This is a genomic window from Pseudomonas sp. ICMP22404 (assembly GCF_006227205.1).
Classification (GTDB): domain Bacteria; phylum Pseudomonadota; class Gammaproteobacteria; order Pseudomonadales; family Pseudomonadaceae; genus Aquipseudomonas.
On record NZ_VCNG01000012.1, the window covers coordinates 132,081 to 146,019 of the forward strand.

General features: G+C 62.3%; 5 protein-coding genes. All 5 read left to right on the forward strand.

Translation table 11 applies throughout. The features are described from left to right. The first annotated feature begins 25 nt into the window (after positions 1-25). The 5 genes from FGE05_RS20815 (at position 26) to FGE05_RS20840 (ending at position 13,611) form a co-directional block, all read left to right on the forward strand. The gene (locus FGE05_RS20815; protein WP_139647850.1) at positions 26-9,244 is read left to right on the forward strand and encodes a hemagglutinin repeat-containing protein; all 9,219 of its coding nucleotides are present in this window, start codon (positions 26-28) and stop codon (positions 9,242-9,244) included. Further along, positions 9,244-9,576: a hypothetical protein gene (locus tag FGE05_RS20820; RefSeq protein ID WP_139647852.1), complete on the forward strand. Its 333-nt coding sequence runs from the start codon at positions 9,244-9,246 to the stop codon at positions 9,574-9,576. Before FGE05_RS20815 ends, FGE05_RS20820 begins: the two co-directional genes overlap by 1 nt. 524 nt (positions 9,577-10,100) lie before the next feature. Continuing rightward, on the forward strand, positions 10,101-10,997 hold the full coding sequence (locus FGE05_RS20825; protein WP_139647853.1) for a PoNe immunity protein domain-containing protein: 897 nt from the start codon (positions 10,101-10,103) through the stop codon (positions 10,995-10,997). A 321-nt stretch (positions 10,998-11,318) separates the two neighbouring features. Further along, complete coding sequence (locus tag FGE05_RS20835; protein ID WP_139647858.1) at positions 11,319-12,926, forward strand: tetratricopeptide repeat-containing response regulator; 1,608 nt, start codon at positions 11,319-11,321, stop codon at positions 12,924-12,926. Further along, positions 12,919-13,611, forward strand: a complete 693-nt coding sequence (locus FGE05_RS20840; protein ID WP_139647860.1) for a sensor histidine kinase KdpD — start codon at positions 12,919-12,921, stop codon at positions 13,609-13,611. Before FGE05_RS20835 ends, FGE05_RS20840 begins: the two co-directional genes overlap by 8 nt. The last annotated feature ends 328 nt before the right edge of the window (positions 13,612-13,939 follow it).

Consider the following 13,939-nt stretch of genomic DNA (forward strand, 5'->3'; position numbering starts at 1 on the left):
GGCCAGAACCGCAAATGGAATTGCCATGAACAAGCACCTGTACCGAATCGTTTTCAACAAGGCTCGCGGACTGCTGATGGTGGTGGCCGAGAATGTCACCAGCCAGGTCAAGGCTCCGGGGACCCGTTGCGGCCCGATGACGGGACCGGTGGCTTGTACGGCGACCCTCGGGCCGTTGCGCTTTGCGGTGATGGCGGCGATCGGGCTGGTGTCCTTGAGTGCGGCGCCTGCCTGGGCCGCTACCATCGTGGCGGACCCCGGGGCGCCGGCCGGCCAGCGCCCCGGCGTGATCGAAAGCGCCAACGGTACGCCCCAGGTGAACATCCAGGCCCCCAGCGCGGGGGGCGTTTCGCGCAATACCTACAGCCAGTTCGACGTCGACAACCGTGGCGTGATCCTCAACAACGCCACGACCAACAGCCAGACCAAACTGGGCGGCTGGATCGAAGGCAACCCGATGCTGGGCAATGGCAGCGCGCGGGTTATTCTCAACGAAGTCAACTCCGCCAACCCCAGCCAACTGCGCGGCTATGTCGAAGTCGCGGGCCAGCGCGCCGAAGTGGTGATTGCCAACCCGTCCGGCATTACTTGCAACGGCTGCGGCTTCATCAATGCCGACCGGGCGACCCTCAGCACCGGTCGGGCGCAGTTGGAGAACGGACGCATCAGCGGCTACACCGTGCAGGGCGGGACGATCAATATTGAAGGCAAGGGCCTGGATGCCCGCGAGACCGACTACACGGACCTGATCGCTCGTAGCGTGCAGGTCAACGCCGGAGTCTGGGCCAACGACCTGAAGGTCACGACCGGACGCAACCAGGTCAACGCCGATAACACCCAGGCCACGCCACTGCCGGGTGACGACGCAGAAAAGCCCAGCGTGGCCATCGACGTCGCCAAGCTGGGCGGCATGTACGCCGGCAAAATCATGCTGGTGGGCACCGAGTCCGGCGTGGGTGTGCGCAACGCCGGGCAGATTGGCGCCATGGCCGGTGAGGTGGTCGTCAGCGCCGACGGTAAGTTGCAGAACCAGGGCGCGATCAGCAGCGCTACCGCGACCCGCATCAAGGCCACCGAGGTCGACAACAGCGGCACGCTCTACGCCAAGGGCGACATGACGCTCGACAGCACTGGCGACATCGACAACAGCGGCACCGTTGCCAGCCAGAACCACACGACGCTGACCGCCCGCAACATCCGCAGCACCCAGGCGTCCAGCGTGGCGGCGGGTGTCGGCGCGGACGGCAAGCTGGCCGGCGCGGGCAACCTCGCGCTGCGGGCCGGCACGGTCAAGGCGCAAGGGCAGAACCTGGCGTCCGGGGACGTCAGCGTCGCCGCTGCTGACCTGGATCTGAGCGGCAGCCAGACCCAGGGGCGCAATGTCACCCTGACCGCCAGCACGGGCGACGCTAATCTCGCCGGCAGCCAGGTCGATGCCACCCAGGCGCTGAACGCAACGGCGGCCAAGACCCTGCGCACCGACGCGGCCAAGGTCAACGCCGGCAACCTGCAATTGAGCGCCCGGGACATTGCCAACACCGGCGGTGAGCTGATCCAGACCGGCACTGCAGACGCCTCGATCAAGGCCAGCGCGACCCTCGACAACCGCGACGGGCGAATCGCCGCCAATGCCGACAACCTGAAGCTGGGCGCCAGTCGCCTGGACAACGGCAAGGGCAAGGTCGAGCACGCCGGCAAAGGCACCCTGGATATCCAGGCCAATCAATTGGCCGGCGGCAAAGGCAGCGTGGCCAGCAACGGCAAGGTGACGATCAAGGCTACTGACGTGGTGGTGGACGATGGCCTGACCCAAGGCCAGCAGATCACGTTCGACACCCAGACCCTGTCCAACCAGCGCGGACAGATTGTGCAGACCGGCGCGCAGCCCTTGCAGGTGACCGCCCGTGAGCGCTTCGACAACCAGGACGGGCGCGTCAGCAGTGCCGGCGCGGTGAACCTGGATGTCGGCACGCTGAACAACCAGGGCGGCAAAGTCGTCGCCACCGACGGCGGGGCGCTGACGGTGACCGCCGGCCAACGGATCGACAACAGCTCAGGCACCCTGGCCGCCAGCGGCAACGCTCAGGTGAAGGGTGCCCGCCTGGACAACAGCCAGGGTACCGTGAGTGCTGGGGGCGAGTTGCGGGCGACGTTCGATCAGTTGAACAACATCGGCGGCACGATGGCCGCCACCCAGCGCATGGAGATCATCGCCGGGCAATTCAATAACACCAATGGCGTGCTGGGCTCGGTGCAGTCCGGGCTGCGGGTCAGCGTCTCCGGCGATGGGCTGAACAACAGCGGCGGGCGTCTTGAAGCGCTGGGTGACATCACACTGTCGGCCCTGGGCCTGAATAACCAAAGTGGCGTGATCAGCGGCGGCGCCCTGGACCTGGACAGCCACGGCAACCGGGTGGACAACAGCCAGGGCACGCTGAACGCCACCGCAACCCTCGACCTGCGCAGCGGCCAATTGCATAACGCCGCCGGCTTGATCCAGGCCAAGGGCAAGCTGCTGATCGACACCGGCAACCAGGCGCTGAACAACCTGCAGTCGGGCACCACCCAAGGGATCAGTGGCCAGGACAGCGTCGAGATCCGCACGGCCAGCCTCGACAACAGCGCGGGCTTCCTGGGGGCCAAGGGGGCCCTGTTGCTCAAGGCCACCGACCTGGGCAATGGCAGCGGCGGCCAGATCATTGGCGAGAAAACCGTACGGGTCGAGAGCGCCCGGGTGGACAATCGTGGCGGTCAGTTGCAAGGCCTCGGCGATGTCCAGATGGTGCTGGGGAAGACGCTCAATAACCAGGGCGGGTTGATCCGCAGCGCAGGAACGCTGGACGTACGCGCCGACGTGCTCGACAACAGCGCCACCCGAGGCACCCAGCAAGGCCTCGAAGGCCGTGCCATGACCCTGGCGGTCAATACGCTTTCCAACCAGTCCGGTGCGATCCGCGCCGACCAGGGGCTGAGCCTGGGGATCAGCCAGGCGTTGAACAACGAAGGCGGGCTGATTTCCTCCGGCGCTGGCTTGAGCATCAGCGACCGCGACCCGGCGCAACGGCGCCAGGCCGTGCACAATCAGGGCGGCACCTTGCTCGCGGGCAGCCTGCTATCGCTCAATGCGGCCTACTACGGTGGCACCGGCAGGGCCCTGAGCCTGGGTGACCTGACCTTCAGGCTGCAAGGCGGCCTGGACCTGAGCGGCCAGATCCAGGCCAACGGTCAGGTCGACCTGAGCACCGAGGGCGCCTTCAACAACAGCGGGCAACTGCTGGCCGGTAACCTGCTGACGGTCCGGGCGCAGACGCTGGACAATGCCGGCACCGGCGAGATCAGCGCCGGCCAGGTTCGCCTGACCGTCAACGACAGCCTGACCAACCGTGGCCTGATAGATGGCCAGCAGGTGCGGGTGCAGGCCCTCTCGCTCAACAACATGGGCACGGGCCGGCTCTACGGCGACCGCCTGGCGATCAGCGCTTCGACGCTAAACAACCGGGACGAAAACGGCATCGGCGCGACCATCGCCGCCCGCGAGTCGCTGGACATTGGCGCCGGTAGCCTGGACAACCGCGAGCAGGCCCTGATCTTCAGCGCTGGCGACCTCGCCATCGGTGGCGCATTGAGCGCGGCTGACAAGGCCCAGGACCGCGCCCAGTTGCTGACCAACGCCAGCGCGACCATCGAGGCCCTCGGCAACCTGTCGCTGAACGTGCAAAGCGTGCGCAACACCAACGAGCATTTCAGCACCCGGCAGGTGGAAGTCAGTCGTACCGCCTTGCAGGAATTCCAACTCACCGGTTCGACGAACCGCTACCAGGGCAACCAGGTTTCGGTCAGCAGCGACGAGGTGCTCTACCTGGCCACCCCCGAGGGCCGGCAGGACAACTGGAACCGCTACGACTACACCCGGGTGGTGGAGGAAACCCAGATCGCCACCTCGGCACCGGCGCAGATCCTCTCCGGCGGGACGATGCAGATCAGCGCCGGCGACGTGCTCAACGACAAGAGCCGGATCATTGCCGGCGGACTGCTGCAAGCCGACATCGGCAGCCTGACCAACACTGAGCTGACGGGCCAGCGCACCACCACCGACAGCGGCACCGCCACCCACTTCTATCGCATCCAGCGCAAGGGGCGCGACCGCCAGGGCACGGCCGTCACAGGCTACACGCCGGCACCGATGATCCAGGACATCACCCTGCAACCGACCGTGTTCGCCGAGAACACCGCGGGCAACGGCACCGGCACCCAGATCGCCGCGCGCGCCACCCAGGGCGTCACCGAGCAGGTCGCCGCCGCAGGCGCGGTCAACGCCACGGGCAGCCGCACCCACCAGGTCGCGCCGATCGTCCAGATCGCCGCCCAGACCACCCTGAACAGCAAAGGCGTGGCCGAGCAGATCCGCAGCGGCGGGCCGTCCCTCGAGCTGCCCAACAACAGCCTGTTCAACACCAACCCGCAGAACACCGGCGGCTACCTGATCGAAACCGACCCGCGCTTTGCCAGCTACCGCACCTGGCTGTCCTCGGACTACATGCTGCAGCGTCTGCAAGTCGACCCGGCCCTGACCCAACAGCGCCTGGGCGACGGTTTCTACGAACAGAAGCTGATTCGCGAGCAAGTGGCGCAACTCACCGGCCGACGTTTCCTCGATGGCTACGCCAATGATGAACTGCAGTATCGTGCCCTGATCGACAACGCCGTCACCGTCGCCAACCAATGGCAATTGGTGCCCGGCGTGGCGCTGACGTCCGAGCAGATGGCCCAATTGACCAGTGACATCGTCTGGCTGGTGCAAAAGCAGGTGACCCTCCCTAACGGCGACACCCGCAACGTGCTGGTGCCGCAGGTCTACGTGCGGGTCCAGGAAGGCGACCTCAACGGTTCCGGTGCGCTGATCGCCGGGCAGCGCCTGAACCTGAACATCGCCGGCGACCTGGTCAACAGCGGCAGCCTGGCCGGGCGCAGTGTCATGGCGATCACCGCGCAGAACATCGAGAACCTGGGTGGGCGTATCCAAGCCGACAACGCCTCGGTCACCGCCAGGGACAACCTCAACAACCTCGGTGGCCTGATCGGCGCCGTGGACAATCTGTCGGTGAAGGCTGGGCAGGACATCAACGTCATTTCCAGCAGTCGCGACAGCAGCAGTGCCCAAGGTACCCGGACGCAGTTGTCACGGGTGGCCGGGCTGTTCGTCAGCGGTGCCCAGGGCACGATGAATGTCAGCGCCGGCAAGGACCTGAATCTCACCGGGGCCCAGGTCGTGAATGCAGGCCAGGGCGGCAGCACGTCGCTGGAGGCCGGCAACAACCTCAACCTCGGCACCGTGGGCGAGGCGCATCAGCAAGCGTTGACCTGGAACAGCAGCAACTGGCGCAACGACGCCAGCCAGACCGAAGTCGGCTCGCTGATCCAGGGCCAGGGCGACGTCCGCCTGAGCGCGGGCCAGGACCTCAACGCCCGCGCCGCCCACGTGACCAGCGAGCAGGGCGCGGTGTTTGCCGAGGCCAAGCGTGACGTCAACCTCACCAAGGCCCAGAACTACCAGTTCGCCGACGAAGCGCACAAGGTCAAAGGCAAGAGCGGGTGGTTCTCCAGCAAGACCACCACCACCCGCGACACCGTCAGCCAGACCCAGGCCGAAGGCTCCACCCTGAGTGGCGAGCAGACTTATGTGCAGGCTGGTCGCGACATCAATCTGAGTGGCAGCAACGTGGTTTCCACCACCAAGACCATCCTGGTGGCGGACAACAACGTCAACATCGAGGCGGCCACCGCCAGCAGCAGCGAACGCCACGACAAGACCGTCAAGAAAAGCGGCTTGTTCAGCGGCGGCGGCATCGCCGTGACCCTCGGTACCCAGAAACAGAGCGTCAAGGATCTCGCCACGGAGCACACGGCCGTGGCGAGCACCGTGGGCTCGACCACCGGCGATGTGCTGATCGAAGCGGGCAAGGGGTACCGTCAGGTGGGCAGCCAGGTGTCGGCGCCCCAAGGCAACATCGACGTCACGGCGCAGACCATTGATGTCGTCGAAGCCCGTAACACCCGTGAGCGCGAGCGCGAAACCCTGTTCAAGCAAACCGGGTTCACCCTCACCGTGACCAACCCGGTGATCAGCGCGATTCAAACCAACCAGCAGATGAAACGGGCCTCGGAGAAAACCGACGACGGACGCATGAAGGCCCTGGCCGCCGCGACCGCCGTGCTGGCGACCAACAACGCCGCCACCGCCGTGGCGATGGACCCAGGCTCGGCCGGCGGGATCAACATCAGCCTGTCGCTGGGCACCAAGAAAAACCAAAGCACCACCACCTACACCAGCGACAGCGCGGCCGGCTCGACCATGACCGCCGGCAACGACATCCGCCTGCGTGCCACTGGCGCGGGGGCGGCCAGCGACATCACCGTGCAAGGCAGCGATATCAAGGCCGGACGCAACGCCAGCCTGCTGGCGGACGGCGACATCAACCTGCTCGCCGCCCGCAATGTCGACAAGCAGGAGACCGACAGCAAAGGCAGCAGCGCGAGCATCGGCGTCGGCTTTTCCCTCGGTGCCCGCAACGGTTTCACCCTGGACCTGGGAGCGTCCGGCAGCCGTGGCCAGGCAGACGGCGATGGCCTCACTCACACCAATACCCATGTGCAGGCGGGTAACCAGTTGCTGTTGTCCTCGGGCGGCGATACTCACCTCAAGGGCGCGGTGGCCAGTGGCAAACAGGTACTGGCCGACGTCGGCGGCGACCTGACCATCGAAAGCCTGCAAGACACCAACACCTACGTCGTCGATGAGAAGAGCCTGGGCGTTGGCATCAGCCTGTGCGTCCCGCCGTTCTGCTACGGCATGAGTTCGGTCAACGGCATGAGTGGCAGCTTCGGGGCCACGGACATCGACTCCAACTACGCCAGCGTGATCGAGCAATCCGGGATCAAGGCCGGCGACGAGGGCTTCGACATTCGCGTGGGCGGCAACACCGACCTGGTCGGCGGGGTGATCGCCAGCAGCGACAAGGCCGTGCAGGACGGCAAGAATCGCCTGGTCACCGCCAGCCTCACCAGCCGCGACATCAAGAACAAGGCCGAATACGACGCCAGTTCCGTCAGCGTCGGGGGCGGCTATCGCGAAGTCGGCAAGGACCAGCAGGGCAACGCCACCAGCGGCGGCACGCAAACCCCGGGTACCGGGCTGCCGCAGAACGGCAATGAGCTCAGCGCCACCATGCCGATTGCCATCAGTGCCAGCGACGACGCCAGCAGCGTCACCCGCAGCGGCATCAGTGGCGGCACGGTCGTCATCACCGATGATGCCGAGCAGCAGAAGCGCACCGGCAAGAATGGCGAGCAAACCGTCGCCAGCCTCAATCGCGACGTCTCCAGCGACCGCGATACCAGCAACGCGCTCAAGCCGATCTTCGACGAAGATGAGATCCGCGCCGGTTTCGAGATTGTCGGCGCGTTCGCCAACGAAGCCAGCACTTTGCTCGCCAACAAGGCCAAGGAGGTCGATGCCAAGCGCAACCAGGCCGAGGAAGACAGGGCCAAGGCCCTCGACCCGAATGCGAACCTGACCGACGCCGAGCGATTGGCGTTGCTCAACAATTCCCAGCGGCTGACTGTCGAAGCCCGCGACATCGCCGACAAGTGGGGCGCGGGCGGCACTTACCGCCAGATCACCACCGCCCTGGTGGGCGCGGCCAGCGGCAACATCAGCGGCAGTAACGGCGCATTCGTCCAGAGCCTGGTGGTCAACTACGTGCAACAGCAAGGCGCGGGCTACATCGGCGACCTGGTGGCGGACGGCAAACTCACTGAAGGCTCGCCGCTGCATGCCGCGCTGCATGGCATCGTCGCCTGCGCGGGCGCCGCGGCCAGTAGCCAGAGCTGCGGCAGTGGCGCAGCGGGCGCGGCGGCGTCGAGCCTGCTCACTGGCTTGTTCTCCGAAGCCAGCCCCAACGAAAGCGAAGCCCAGCGCGAAGCCAAGCGAAACCTGATCGTCAGCCTGGTCACCGGCCTGGCCGCCAGCAGCGCCTCGCTCGACCCGGCCACCGCCAACAGCGCGGCCGGCGCGGCGGTGGACAACAACTGGCTGGCGACCCAGCAACTGGTCCAGGCCGAGAAGGAATACAGCGCAGCCGATGGGCTGGCGGCCAAGGCGCAGGTGCTCGCCAAATGGGCCTACATCAACCAGAAACAAGACGTACTGACCCGCTTCGGCGTGGGCAAGGGCCTGGTGCAGGCGGGATGGGGCGACGTCGAAGGCCTGGCGCAGTTCCTCCTCCATCCGATTGACGGAATCAACGGCCTCAAGGCCCTGATCAACGACCCCGAGGCCCGCAAGCAGTTCGGCGATGGCGTGGTCAATGAACTCAACGCCAAACTCGATCGCGTCAAGGATGCCCTGGAAAATGGCGGCGACGACCGCGCCGTGCAGTTGGGTCAGGACCTGGGCGAACTGGTTTGGCAGGTGGGTAGTATTGCCACGGGCGTGGGTACGGCGGCCAAAGGCGGCGTGGCGCTGGCAAAAACAGGGATCAAGGTTGGGGCGCAAGGGCTTGAAAAGATGGCCGATATGGCCAAAATTGCCAAAGCTGAAGCGTCGGCTGGTAAGCCGGTGCAGTGGAGCAGCGTGGAGGGAGCCTATAGCGGGAAGCTTGAGGGGGGGTATGGCCCTGGCACGACGACCGTTAATGGGAAGGTTGTTGAAAATCCTGGGGATTACAGTGCTGGGATAAAAAAACCTAGTAAAGTGCTTCGCGAAGTAGAAATTAACTCTGGTGGTAAGGGCGCATGGTCCAAAGAGCTCAACAAACCTGAACCCAATACAATTTATAAAGTTGATGGGAACAAAATTTATCAAACAGATAGTTTGGGGCGCGTTGAAAAAGTTGAGTCTGATCTTTCTTTTGTGAAGAATGACAGGAACACGTATCAGCAGTGTGTGGCTGGTAAATGCGGGGTGGCGGGTGATGAGGGTGGGCACCTAATTGCAAGTATTTTTAACGGTCCAGGTGAAAAGTTAAATCTACTCCCCATGAATGGGAACTTAAACAAGGGTGTCTGGAAAGCAATGGAGAATTCTTGGGCGGATGCTCTAAAGGAGGGTAAGGCTGTTAGGGTAAAAATTGAGCCTGTTTACTCTGGTGGGAATGTTCGGCCAGATAGTTTTAACGTCGAGTACTCAATTGGTGGTGGTCGTCCTAAAGAAGTTTTGTTTAATAATTCACCAGGAGGTATCTGATGCGTAACGATAGCGATATTTATAATGATATTGGCGCGATTTTATTTGATGTCGCTCCAGAGGGGGCGTGTAAAGTTGTAATGCGCGCACAGTTAGCGCAGGAGTTGGACAGCTGCGAATATGAATATGACTTCGTGGATGAGCAAGGTAACGTGTCCTGGTTTACTGCTGGAGGACGTGCAAATGCTGATATGTTGAAGCTGTTGGTGGAACTCCGAAATTGGTATTTCCAGAATAAGCTAACGGCAGGTATGTCTGTTTGGAGTGGCTGTGAAGTGACGATTGACTTGGTTGAGGGAAAAATCGGGATTGAGTTTGTATATCCGCAATGAGGACGACTTCTGTGCGGGAAGTTTTGGGTCTTAAGTTTTGATTATGGGGCGGGACAGGATGTATTTAGAGGGAGGGTTTTTAATTGCTTGATTTTTAATGGTTTTTCCCTGTTTTATGAGGATTTCTGGGGCGAAGTGATGGGGGGAAGTGTTGTTTCAATCTTGAGAGAAGGGCTAGCTCAAGCACTGGAGGAACTATGTAAGTTTCATTTCTCCAATTCTTAGGACGGCGGTGCGGCGTGGGGTCCTGAGTTCAAATACACACCTTTCGATCTGCTACCTTTAGAGATTCACGCAATTTTCCGTGTGCGATAAAAACTAGGTTTGACTACGCCGGTTGTGGCAAGTCCTTTGCTGTTTGCCGAGGCGGTTGAGCTAGAGAGCATAGGCATCATTCTGATCAGCTTGTTGACCGGGTGGAGGCAGCCTACGCGCGTTTCTTCGGACTTCAGCAGCAAGAGTGACTACGGGTTCCTAACGTAAATACCAGAAATTTTCACGATATGGGCTTGAAGGAAACTTAAATGGTTCGGGCACCACTGGGAGATTCTCGCTACTGGTCTGAATGGGTTGCGTATGTTGACGAACGCATTGCCCGAGCGCTTGAGAACGCGCGGGCCCCGGCGGGCGATCCCGACTACGCGCCGCAGTACGTCTATACCATCGCCCAGGACCATTGGCACCAGATGCTAAGTCGCTACTCTGCCGGATGCCCTGTCGCCGACTTGCCTCCTTATTTCCCTGGGCTACTCGATGCCTGTGAAGAGGCCGAACGCCTGGGGGCAACGGTCTGGACACCTGAGCAGCAATTCACCCGCCACAGCTGGCGCGTCAACTATGACCATTACATCGTCTGCTTCTGGCTGGTGGGCTTGGGGTTGGCTCTGGAGATACCAGATGATCAATGGCGAAGGCTGCTGACCCTTATCGGCAACGAAGGCGAGGACGTGTTGCTCGACCGGGTCATCGCGAGTCGCACTCCCGAGCGCAAAGTGGGGGCCGCTCTCCTTTATCCCAAACCTTATGGACGACTGTTGGCGGCGGTGGATGCGCCGGTGGAGACGCAGGCTTCCAAGTTGGAAGCCTTTGTCAGTCACTGGTATCAGGAAGTCCGAACAGGGGCGAAATCCGGCTCCGATCCCCAGGCAGTCAGTTACAAGCATCCCTACTGGTACACCTATGGCGACGAGAATTTTGAAGGTGGCGCGTATTTCGGTCGCTGGTGCGTGGAAGCCGTGGCGGCGGTGAAGGCTTTTGGGTTGGATGATTCGCAGTGCCTGGGGCTTGAGCATTATCCAGGGGATTTACTCCGGTCCGATGGTCCGAGTACGCATCCGGTAAGGCAGGAGGTCGTGCCACCTGCGCCAGTGGTCGAGGAGACTAAAGTGGGATTTTGGGGACGGCTGTTGGGGCGTCGCTAAGTGACGATCTGACGAGCAAAGCCGGGCATGGCGCTGCCAGTTCAGCGAATCCCAAGTGGGCACGCTGTGGCGAGGGAGCTTGCTCCCGCTGGGCTGCGCAGCGGCCCCGACAAGGCAAGGGCCGCTTCGTGCCCCCGCGGGAGCAAGCTCCCTCGCCACAGATTCCACCTGGGGCTGCCAGATCTTTCTGACGAACTGGCATTAGCGCCTTTCTCGCACTAAACCTCTCCCATACGATCGGTTAACGGAACGCCACTTGCGGCCGATAAGCTGACGAGCACCCTTTTGGGCGCATCTTTTTTACTTGCCTGGACATCCTCGATGCTGGCGTACCACCAAAAAAGTTTTCTGATCGTCGATGATTTCTCGGATTTCCGCAGTTCGATCCGCTCCATGTTGCGTGAGCTGGGTGTCAAGGACGTGGATACCGCCGACACCGGTGAAGTGGCGTTGCGCATGTGCTCGCAGAAGCGCTATGACTTCATCCTGCAGGACTATCACCTGGGCGACGGCCGCAAGAACGGTCAGCAGGTGCTGGAAGACTTGATGATCGAGAAGCTCATCAGTCATGAAAGCGTGTTTCTCATGGTGACTGCCGAGACCAGCCAGGCCATGGTACTCAGTGCCCTGGAGCATGAGCCCGATGCCTACCTGACCAAGCCTTTCAACCGCTCCGGCCTGGCCCAGCGGTTAGAGCGGCTGGAGCAGCGCAAGACCCTGCTCAAGCCGATTCTCCAAGCGCTGGATCGTGGCAAGCCGCTGGAAGTGCTCAATGCCTGCATCGCCCTGTGCAAGCAGGATCCGCGCTACGGGCCGTTGTGCCTGCGATATCGGGCCGATGCGCTGCGGGACCTGAACCAGAACGAAGCCCTGGAGCGCCTGTACAACACCATCCTGGCCGATCGTCCGTTGCCTTGGGCCTATGCGGGCCTGGGCAAATTGATGTTCAAGCGCGGTCAGGTGGCGCAGGCCAAGGCCGTTTATGAAAAGGCCCTCAAGACATTTCCTATGATGCCTGCCTTGTATGACGGCATGGCCGATGTCCTGGTGGCCGAAGGTGACACGAAGCAGGCGCAGGAGGTGCTGGAAGAAGCGGTTCGCCTGTCGCCCCTGGCGGTGCGTCGACAATCGCTGCTGGGCAAGTTGGCAATGACCAACGAAGATTACGACACCGCCTCCAGGGCCTACCGCCAGGCGGTCGGGCAGGGCGCGCAGTCGCGTTTCAAGGATCCGGAAAGCAACCTCGGCCTGGCCCATGCACTGATCAGCAAGGGCAGCGAGAAAGGCCTCGACACCCGGACCCGGCTGGAGATCAACACGACCCTCAGCGCGGTGGCGAAGGAAAATCTCAACGACCCGGGACTGCAGGTCCGGGCGCGACTGATGAAAGCCACGAGCCTGTTGCTGAACGATGCCGAAACCGCGGAAAAACTCACCGAGCAGGCTTTGCAGCGTCTCGACGGCATGGAGCAATTCATGAGCGCCGAGGCCGCGCTGCTGGTGGCCAAGCAGTTGCAGATGCTCGGCCAGACCAGCGCCGGCGAGTCGATGCTCAAGAACTGTGCGGAAATCTACGGTGATGACCCGACGGTAATGCAAGGCATTGCCAAGCTCACTGACGACCCGAATATTCTCAATCAGGGCAATGCCGCCGCCGAGCTGAACCGCGAAGGTGTGCGTGTCTACAAGACCGGTGCGTTGCCCGAGGCGCGGGAGTTGTTCCGCCGTGCGCTGAAGATGCAACCGAAGAACATCAGTATTGCCCTGAACATGGCGCAATCCCTGCTGCATGGCACCGATACCAGTGTGGAATCGGAGCTGCTGGAGGAATGTCGCGCCTGCCTGAAACTGGTGGGCATGATACCCGACACCGATGCGCGTTTTGCGCGCTATCAGAAACTGCGAAGCAAGGCATTTGGCGATGAATGACAGCGAACAGGCACTCGATTTTTCCACGGTGATCGCGTCGACCGTGCACGACATGAAAAACTCCCTGACCTTGCTCATGCAGGCTCATACCCAGTGGCTCGAGCGCCTGCCCGAAGCGGCGCAGCAGACCCCCGAGCAGGGTGTGATGGAGTTTGAATTCGCCCACCTCAATGGCTTGATGGTGCAACTGCTGGGACTGTACAAGCTGGGTGTCAACCAGTTGCCGCTGCACCCGGCCTACCATGAGCTGGACGATTTCATCGAGGCGCAGTTGGCCGGCCATCAGGAGGTGTTCCGCAGCCGTGGGATCATGGTCACCTATGAGGTCGACCCTTTGAGCCCCCTGGGCTTTTTCGACCGAGAGCTGATTGCTTCGGTGCTCGACAACTGCATCAACAATGCCATTCGCCACGCCCGGCAGACGCTGTTGATCAGTGCGAGCGATGAAGCCGGGCAGTTGGTGCTCACCATCAACGACGACGGCCCAGGCTATCCACCCGAAATGATCGAGCGTCAGGCCGACTATGTTCAGGGCATCAACCACAGCAGCGGCAGCACCGGGCTGGGCTTGTACTTCGCCGCGCGGATCGCCGGGCTGCACCAGCGCGGCGGTGTGTGCGGGCGAACCGAAATTGCCAATGGCGGTGTGCTGGGGGGAGGCGTGTTCAGGATTTATCTGCCCTGAGCCTGTCCCACGCAGGAGGCCCCGGCAGCCTGCATCCTTGTGGGAGCGAGCCTGCTCGCGATAGCGCCGGGTCGGTTTATGCCGGGTTGTCTGATACGCCGCCATCGCGAGCAGGCTCGCTCCCACAGGGTGTTCCCAGGCTCGATGTTTATTGTCTCCAGGTGCTTGATATTCCGAACAGCTGAAGCCTATTTTGTACGGGTTGCCGTTCGCGGCTCGCACATAACAAGGAATGCGTCATGACGACCGATGGCCTGGGTTCACTCGCGCAGCGACTGACGGGCATTGATGAGATTGAATGTGTCACGCCGGACCTCAATGGCGTACC

Coding starts and splice junctions, on each gene's coding strand:
- FGE05_RS20815 (WP_139647850.1), top strand. CDS start 26: ATGAACAAGCACCTGTACCGAATCGTTTTCAACAAGGCTCGCGGACTG.
- FGE05_RS20835 (WP_139647858.1), top strand. CDS start 11,319: ATGCTGGCGTACCACCAAAAAAGTTTTCTGATCGTCGATGATTTCTCG.
- FGE05_RS20820 (WP_139647852.1), top strand. CDS start 9,244: ATGCGTAACGATAGCGATATTTATAATGATATTGGCGCGATTTTATTT.
- FGE05_RS20825 (WP_139647853.1), top strand. CDS start 10,101: ATGGTTCGGGCACCACTGGGAGATTCTCGCTACTGGTCTGAATGGGTT.
- FGE05_RS20840 (WP_139647860.1), top strand. CDS start 12,919: ATGAATGACAGCGAACAGGCACTCGATTTTTCCACGGTGATCGCGTCG.